Below are 7,783 nucleotides of genomic sequence, written 5' to 3' on the forward strand. Positions count from 1 at the left end.
TCTTTGGAAAGGCCTAGTACTTCATGTTGACGGTCAGGATCGCCTGACGGCCCGGCGCCGGATCGGCGTGGTGCACGCCGTTGGTGCGCGCGATGTAGCGTTCATCCGTCAGGTTCTGGACGTTCAGCTGCAGGTCGACCTTCGGGTTGATGCTCCACGAAGCGAAGGCGTCGTAGCGCCAGTACGACGGGGCGTAGATGCGATTGGCGCCGCCGCCCGCGCCGCCCTGGTTGCCGCCAAAGCTCCGCGACACGTAGTAGGCGCCGCCGCCCAGAGCGAGCTGGCGGGTGATCTTGTACGTGGTGAAGGTCGAGAAGCTGTGCTTGGGCGTGTTGGCCAGCGGATCGCCCTGGTTGACGTTGGTATAGGCGCCGCGGACCAGCTCGCTGTCCATATAGGTGTAACCGCCGAACACCTGCCACTTCGGTGTGACATTGCCCGAGACGCCGAGCTCGAAGCCCTTGACCTCGACCTCGCCGACCTGGGCGTAGGTGTTGGCGTCGATCTGGATCTGGGCGTTCTTGCGGGTGGTCTTGAAGGCGGCCGCAGACAGGGCCAGCGTGTCGTGGAACACATTGGCCTTGGCGCCCAGTTCGAAGCTTTCGCTGTCTTCCGGCTCCAGCTGGACCGTGGCCAGGTTGCCCGAACCGGTCGAGGTGTTGCTGTTCTGGTCGCCGCCCGAAATGCCCGGAGGCGTCGAGGAGGTGCCGTACGAGATGTACAGGCTGGAACTGGCGGTCGGCTTGTAGACCAGGCCGGCCTGGTAGTTGGTGAAGTCCCACGAGCCGCCGCGCGGGGTGTAGGTCACCGAGGTGACGACGCCGTTGGCGCTGGTCGAGGACGCGTCGACGCCGCGGCTCTCGTAGCTGTCGTGGCGCAGGCCCAGGTTCAGCAGGATCTTCTCGCCGAACTTGATGGTGTCGAAGCCGTAGATGGCCGCCGTCTTGGTCAGGTTGCGCGTGAACGGCCCCTTGTTCAGCGTCCCAACCCAGACGTCGTCGGCGTTGGGCTTGTAGACGAGCGTGCAGTCGCCGCCGCCGACGCTGTTCAAGGTCGTCGCGGAGATCACGAAGCCGGTCGGACAGGCCGAGGTCGTCGTGCCGTAGGGCAGATAACTGGCGTTGCGGTTTTCCTCGCGGCTCAGCTCCACGCCGATGTCGAAGCTGTGCTCCAGGCCGGCGAAAATCTTCTTGCCGTGCAGGTCGGTGACCGCGGCGACCGTCTCGGTCGGGTTCCAGCGGCTCTTCGTGCCGCGTTTCATCCACCACTGGCCCTGGACGAACTGGGCCGCGCCGCCGTCGCCGGGGTTGGTGACCAGATAGTCGTTCACGCTCTTGGAATAGCGGACCACCTGGCGGACGTTCAGGTCGTCATTGATCTTGTGGTCGATGGCGAAGGTGGCGATATCCGATTGGGTCTTCTGGAAGTCGCGGCTCTTGATGCCGTAGAAGCTGCGGCGATCGACGGCCAGGATGCCCGAGGCCGTGCGCGGCTCGGTGGTCTTGGTGATCAGCGGGATGCCGTAGTCGGGCGTCTGGTTGGTGTCGAGGTGGTAGTAGGCGATGGTGATCTGGGTGTCGCCATTGAGGCCGATGGCCAGCGAGGGCGCCACGCCCCAACGGTCGAAATCGACGGCCTTGCGGCCCGGCGTATTGCCCTGCGTGCCCAGCACGTTAAGGCGCACCGCGACGCTGTCGTTGATCGCGTAGTTCAAATCGGCCGTGGCGCGAACATAGGCGTCCGTGCCCATGCCGACCGAGCCGCGCGCGAAGTTGTCGGCCTTCGGGGTCTTGGACGACAGGTTGATGCTGCCGCCGCCCGAGCCGCGACCGCTGTAGGCGCTGTCGGGACCCTTCACGACCTCGACCTGTTCGAGATTGAAGATCTCGCGCGTCTGCCCGCCGCTGTCGCGGACGCCGTCGACGAAGATGTTGTTGGCCGAGCTGGAGCCGCGAATGAACGGACGGTCGGCCAGCGGCTGGCCGCCTTCGCCGGCCCCGAAGGTGATGCCCGGCGAGGTGCGCAGGATGTCGGTCAGCGAGGTGGCGGCGGTCTGCTCGATGATCTTCGAGGTGATGACCGTCACCGATTTCGGCGTGTCGACCAGTGGGGCGGTGAACTTGCTCGACGAAGGGTCGGCGACGCGGCGGGCGTCGATCTTGACGGTCGAGACCTCGGTGTTGTCGTCCTTCGTCGGAGCCGCGGCGGCCGGGGCGGTCGCGATCGGGGCGGCGGCGTCTGCTTCGCCGGCGCCGGCGGCATGAGCCAGTCCCAGGCCTGCCAAGCCGGCGACGGCGGCGGCGCCCAAGGCGCGACGAGGCCGGCTGACAACGCCGACGGAATTCATATTACGCATGATCGTCCCTATTCCCCGAGGGCTCGTCACCAGAGCCCCTCCTGAAATTGCGAGGCGTTCTTAGCGATCCTGCGTTGCAGTCGCAATGATAATCGTTCTCAATTGCGGCGAATGTGCGAAATGGCGCCGCTTTGGCCGGTGCGTGTCCGGGACGGCCAGCGCGCGCGGGCTTATCATGCTAGAGCTCGGCCCCTCGATAGCCGGAGCGCGCGCCCATGCCCGACGCCAAGACCTGGATCGCCTTCACACTGGTCTGCCTGGGAATGGCGCTGACCCCCGGCCCGAACATGCTCTATCTGGTCAGCCGTTCGATCTGCCAGGGGCGCTGGGCCGGGATCGTTTCGCTGATCGGCACGGCGGCGGGCTTCGTGGTCTATCTGGTCTGCGCGGCGCTGGGCATCACGGCCCTCCTGATGGCCGCCCCGATCGCCTACGACGTCCTGCGGTTCGGCGGGGCCCTTTATCTGGCCTGGCTGGCCTGGCAGGCGATCCGGCCAGGCGGCGCCTCGCCGTTCCAGGTCCGCCAACTGCCCAAGGACAGCCCGGCCAAGCTGATCACCATGGGCTTCGTCACCAACATCCTGAACCCCAAGGCGGCGATGCTGTACCTGTCGCTGCTGCCGCAGTTCATCAAGCCCGAACACGGCGGGGTCTTCACCCAGTCTCTGATGCTGGGCCTGACCCAGATCGGCGTCAGCCTGACCGTGAACGGAACCATCTGCCTGGCCGCCGGGACCATCGCCGCCTTCCTGGCCACACGCCCCAGCTTCGCCCTCATCCAGCGCTGGCTTATGGCCACGGTGCTGGGCGGCCTGGCCGTGCGGATGGCCACCGAGGCGCGGCGCTAGCGGTCGCCAAAGGGTTTCTTGACGTCGGCGCCGGCGCGAGTCCCTATCCGCGCCGCTGTTCCGGAGTTCACGATGAAGACCGCCCTCGCCACCGCTTTCGCCGCCCTCACGCTTGCGACCGGCGCCCAGGCTTCCAGCCTGAAGGCCTGCGCGGTCCCGCCCGTCGTGACCCCCGCCCCGGCCGAGGTTCCGCCGGCCGACGAGATCCACGCCAACGTGCCGATCGCCGCCTATCTGCTGGCGCTGTTCTGGTCGCCCGAGGCCTGCCGCGCCGGCATTCCGGAGTCGGACAAGGTCATCCAGTGCCAGAACAACCACTTCGGCTTCACCGTGCACGGCTTGTGGCCGAACGGGCCGGACAAGGTCCACCCGCGCTACTGCAAGCCCAGCCCGCCGATGAGCCCGGCGACGGTGAAGGCCAATCTGTGCATGACCCCTTCGCCCTGGCTGCTGCAGCACGAGTGGCAGGCGCACGGGACCTGCAGGTGGGACAGCCCCGAGGCCTATTTCAAGAAGGCCCAGAAGGTCCGCAAGAGCCTGAACGTCCCCGACCTGGCGCCCGTCGGCGAGACCATGACCGCCGGCCAGATCCGCGACGCCTTCCTCAGGCGCAACCGGGGCATGACCCGCGAGGGCCTGAATGTCCGCGTCAAGGAAGGCCGCCTGACCGAGGTCTGGGTCTGCCTGGACCTGAAGTTCAAGCCCGCCGCCTGCCGCGGCGGCAATGGCGCGCCGGACGCCTTGCCGGTGCGGGTGACGCCGCGGGGCTAGAGCCTGCCCCGTCTCGAGGGAGCCGTCCAAGCCAAGGACGCTAGGCCAGCGCCTCGATCTCCGCGTCGGTCAGGTCGCCCGGCACCACGGTGACCGGCAGCTTCCGCCCCGCGAAGCCGACGCCTTCCTTGGCGATGGCCGAGATCAGCGGGCCGGGGCCCCGCCCCGCGGTGGACGTCGCCAGGATCAGGATCTTGATGGCCGGGTCTGCGGCGATGACCTGCTTCAACGCCGCGCGAACGCTGTCGGCGTGCTTGATGATGAACTCGGGCGGCAGGCCCGTGGCGGCGACCACCTGGCTGGCGAGGCTCTGCAGCAGGGCCTCGGCCTCCTCGCGCTCCTGGCGTTCGATCTCTTCGCGCACGCCGCTCCAGTGCTCGAACTCGGCGGGCGAGATCACCTTCAGCAGCGCCACGTAACCGCCGGTCGAGCGGGCGCGGCGGCAGGCGTATTTCAGCGCCGCCGCGAATTCCGGAGAGTCGTCGGCGACGACCAGGAACTTGCGGCGGCTGCCCAAGGCGTTGGATGAAGCGGCGTCGGTCATTGCGCGAGATGACGCCGCTTCAATCCGAACCTCAAGCCCCCCAGAAGCCGACCAGCTTCTTGACCTCGGCCAGGGTCGGGGCGGCGGCCTCGGAGGCCCTGGCCGCGCCCTTGGCCAGGATGGCGTCCAGCACCGCCGGATCGCCCAGCAGGCCGCGCATTCTGTCGCCGACCGGGGCCAGCTTCTCGACCGCCAGCTCGGCCAGGGCCGGCTTGAACGTCCCGAAGCCCTTGCCGGCGTACTCGGCGAGCACCTCGGCTTTGGTCCGACCGGCCAGGGCCGCGAAGATACCGACCAGGTTGTCGGCCTCGGCGCGGGCGGTCAGCTCCTCCAGGGTCTCCGGCAACGGTTCAGGATCGGTGCGGGCCTTCTTGATCTTGGCGGCGATGGTGTCGGCGTCGTCGGTCAGGTTGATACGCGAATAGTCCGACGGGTCGGATTTGCTCATCTTGGCCGCGCCGTCGCGCAGGCTCATCACCCGCGCGCCCGGGCCCTGGATCAGGGGATCAGGCAGCGGAAAATAGCCAGGCGCGCCAAAGTCGTGATTGAACTTCTGGGCGATGTCGCGGGTCAGCTCCAGGTGCTGCTTCTGGTCCTCGCCGACCGGCACGTGGGTGGCCTTGTAGACCAGGATGTCGGCCGCCTGCAGCACCGGATAGGTGTAGAGGCCCACCGAGCTGCGCTCCTTGTGCTTGCCGCTCTTTTCCTTGAACTGGGTCATGCGGTCCAGCCAGCCGAGGCGGGCGACGCATTGGAAGATCCAGGCCAGCTCGGCGTGCTCGCGCACCGCCGACTGGGGGAAGATCGTCGCCTTGTCCGGATCGAGGCCCGCGGCGATGTAGGCCGCGGCGATCTCGCGGGTCTGCTGGGCCAGGGCCGCCGGATCCTGCCAGACGGTGATGGCGTGCAGGTCGGCCACGAAGATGAAGGTGTCGATCTCGTGCTGCAGGCGGGCGAACTTCACCAGCGCGCCGAGATAGTTGCCCAGGTGCAGGGCGCCGGAGGGCTGGACGCCCGAGAGCACGCGGGCGGGGCCCGCATAGACGACGGGGGCTTGATCGGTCATGGCTTCAGCCTTGGCTGCGGAATTCGAAGGATGTGGCTAGGGCGCGGTCGCGCGCTCGCGCCGAAGCGCGGGGATCGAGATCAGAAAGAGCCGCGCCATCGCGGCGCGAGGGGACCGATCGGAGCCATGCCCCGCTGGTTAGCCTCCTCGCGGGCATGGATCAAGCCTTGCCGCGCCGCAGCACCGCCTTCAGCTCGGCCGGCTTCACCCCGCCGAACAGGAACAGCAGCGGCGGATAGACCGTCACGCCGGCCAGGCAGGTCAGGGCCAGGGCGAACTCCTTGGCGCCGATCGCATGGCCGGTCAGGCCCAGGCCCCGCAGCGGCGCCTCGATCAGGTCGCGATAGTGCGAGGCGGCGGCCAGCAACAGGCCCATGCCCAGGCTGGCGGCCAGGATCCGCGCCAGGCGCGACCAGGTCCGCGACGAGGGGCCATAGTGCTTCTTGGCCGAGAGCGCCCAGGCCATCTGGCCGACATTGATCCAGGAAGCGATCGCGGTGGCCGCCGCGATGCCCTTGACCCCGACCAGTTGGAACAGCACCACGCCGAAGGCGATGTTCACCGCCACCGAGATCAGGGCGAACCGCATCGGGCTCTTGGTGTCGCCGCGCGCGAAGAAGGCCCGCGAATAGAGCTGCTGCAGCACGAAGGCCGGGGTGCCCAGGCCGTAGAAGAACAGCGCCGCCGCCGTCTGGCTGGCGTCGAAGGCGGTGAACTGGCCACGCGTATAGAGGCCGTCCGACAGGAAGCCGGGCATGGCGATCAGGGCCGCCGCGGCCGGCAGGGTCAGAGCCATGGCCAGGGTGATCCCCTGGTCCATGGCGCTCTGGGCGTCCTCGCGGTCGCCCGAATGCACGGCGCGCGACAGACGCGGCAACAGGGCCACGCCGATGGCCACGCCCACCAGGCCAAGGGGCAGCTGGTAGAGTCGGTCGGCCGTCGCCAGCCAGGTGCGGCCGCCCGGCACGTGGCTGGCCAGGTTGCCGGAAATGAAGATGTTGACCTGGGTGGCGCTGGCCGCCAGGGCGCCGGGGATGGCCTTGCCGATCAGCTCGCGCACCTCCGGCGTCAGGCGCGGCAGTCGCCAATGGACCTTGGCGCCGGATTTGTTGACGCCCCAGGTCAGCAGGGCGGCTTGCGCGACGCCGGCGACCACGACGCCGATCGAGCCCCAGCGGGCCGCGTCGATCGCGGTGCTCTGGGGCAGGATGAAGGCCAGGGTGCAGAGGTTCAGCAGGATCGGCGCGCCGGCCGACAGGATGAAGCGGTCGCGGGCGTTCAGCACCCCCGACAGGTGCGCGACGATCGCCATGCAGGGCAGGTAGGGCATGGTGATCTGGGTCAGCAGCACCGCCAGCTTGTACTTCTCGGTGCCCCAGCCGAAGCCTGGGCTGATCAGCATCATCAGCCATGGCATGGCCAACTGGCAGACGACGGTGATGAGGATGGTCGAGGCGGCCAGGGTGGCCATGGCGTCGGCGGCCAGGATGTCGGCCTTCTCCTCGCCGTCGCGTTGCAGCGACTTGGCGTAGGCCGGCACGAAGGCGGCCGCGAAGGCGCCCTCGGCGAAGAACCGGCGGAACAGGTTCGGGAACGCCAGGGCCGCGTTATAGGCGTCGGCCGCCGGGGTGGCGCTGGCCCCCATGCGGTACGAGACGGCCAGATCGCGCGCGAAGCCCATGAACCGGCTGACCAGGGTCAGGCCGGAATAGATCGCCGACGACTTGAGCAGGCCAGCCTTCTTGGGCGCCGGGGGGGGCGCGGGCGGGATGTCTTCGGCGGGAGCGGCGGGGATGGTGTCGGTCACCTGCGGCTTCTGGGGTCTCGGACGAAGGGCGTCAAGGGTGGCGCTGCCCCCTCCACCGGCTTCGCCGGTCCCCCTCCCCCAACAGGGGGAGGAGAGAAGGGGTCCCGGCTCTCTTCTGCGCCCCGCTTGGGGGCGGACAGACCTGCGTGAGCAGGTCAGGTGGGGGCCTGTGCTGAGCCGGCGCGGCTTCGCCGCTTCACGCGGCGCGGCCGCTGAAGGCAGGTGGGGAGGCGACGGAGCGGCCGGGCGAACCCGGAGACCGTGAGGTTTGTTGTGTTTCGGCTCGCTGACCGCTCCGCCAGGCTGTTCTTGCCCGTGAGGTCGGGAGGCGTGAGCGTTGTCTGCTCGGGTCCCCGTTTACCCCCGGACGGGCGCGGACCAAGTCGATCGG

The 7,783-nt window shown here is 68.6% G+C and carries 7 protein-coding genes; 2 read left to right on the forward strand and 5 right to left on the reverse strand.

Features of this window, described 5'->3' with window-relative positions; genetic code table 11:
- Positions 1-13: 13 nt before the first annotated feature.
- Complete coding sequence (locus tag EIK80_RS12570) at positions 14-2,356, reverse strand: TonB-dependent siderophore receptor (protein WP_125157312.1); 2,343 nt, start codon at positions 2,354-2,356, stop codon at positions 14-16.
- A gap of 215 nt (positions 2,357-2,571) precedes the next feature.
- Between EIK80_RS12570 and EIK80_RS12575 the strand changes: the two genes are divergently transcribed.
- Positions 2,572-3,204 carry a LysE family translocator gene (locus EIK80_RS12575; RefSeq protein ID WP_125157313.1) on the forward strand — a complete coding sequence of 211 codons (633 nt, stop codon included), beginning with the start codon at positions 2,572-2,574 and terminating at the stop codon, positions 3,202-3,204.
- Positions 3,205-3,276: 72 nt separating this feature from the next.
- Positions 3,277-3,975 (forward strand): ribonuclease T2, encoded by a 699-nt coding sequence (locus EIK80_RS12580; protein ID WP_125157314.1) that lies wholly within the window; start codon positions 3,277-3,279, stop codon positions 3,973-3,975.
- A gap of 40 nt (positions 3,976-4,015) precedes the next feature.
- On the opposite strand, the gene EIK80_RS12585 is transcribed toward EIK80_RS12580, so the two are convergent.
- The 4 genes from EIK80_RS12585 to murJ all read right to left on the reverse strand — a co-directional run bounded on the left by EIK80_RS12585 (position 4,016) and on the right by murJ (position 7,392).
- Positions 4,016-4,519, reverse strand: coding sequence for a universal stress protein (locus EIK80_RS12585; RefSeq protein WP_125157315.1), 504 nt, complete (start codon positions 4,517-4,519; stop codon positions 4,016-4,018).
- 31 nt (positions 4,520-4,550) lie between these two features.
- Positions 4,551-5,585 carry a tryptophan--tRNA ligase gene (gene trpS, locus EIK80_RS12590; protein ID WP_125157316.1) on the reverse strand — a complete coding sequence of 345 codons (1,035 nt, stop codon included), beginning with the start codon at positions 5,583-5,585 and terminating at the stop codon, positions 4,551-4,553.
- Between the two features lie 80 nt (positions 5,586-5,665).
- Positions 5,666-5,713 (reverse strand): hypothetical protein, encoded by a 48-nt coding sequence (locus EIK80_RS27025; protein WP_370450218.1) that lies wholly within the window; start codon positions 5,711-5,713, stop codon positions 5,666-5,668.
- A gap of 32 nt (positions 5,714-5,745) precedes the next feature.
- Positions 5,746-7,392: a murein biosynthesis integral membrane protein MurJ gene (gene murJ / locus EIK80_RS12595; RefSeq protein WP_125157317.1), complete on the reverse strand. Its 1,647-nt coding sequence runs from the start codon at positions 7,390-7,392 to the stop codon at positions 5,746-5,748.
- Positions 7,393-7,783 lie beyond the last annotated feature (391 nt).

This window comes from Caulobacter sp. 602-1 (assembly GCF_003931565.1).
Taxonomy (GTDB): domain Bacteria; phylum Pseudomonadota; class Alphaproteobacteria; order Caulobacterales; family Caulobacteraceae; genus Caulobacter.

Coding starts and splice junctions, on each gene's coding strand:
- EIK80_RS12585 (WP_125157315.1), bottom strand. CDS start 4,519: ATGACCGACGCCGCTTCATCCAACGCCTTGGGCAGCCGCCGCAAGTTC.
- trpS (WP_125157316.1), bottom strand. CDS start 5,585: ATGACCGATCAAGCCCCCGTCGTCTATGCGGGCCCCGCCCGCGTGCTC.
- EIK80_RS12575 (WP_125157313.1), top strand. CDS start 2,572: ATGCCCGACGCCAAGACCTGGATCGCCTTCACACTGGTCTGCCTGGGA.
- EIK80_RS12570 (WP_125157312.1), bottom strand. CDS start 2,356: ATGCGTAATATGAATTCCGTCGGCGTTGTCAGCCGGCCTCGTCGCGCC.
- EIK80_RS12580 (WP_125157314.1), top strand. CDS start 3,277: ATGAAGACCGCCCTCGCCACCGCTTTCGCCGCCCTCACGCTTGCGACC.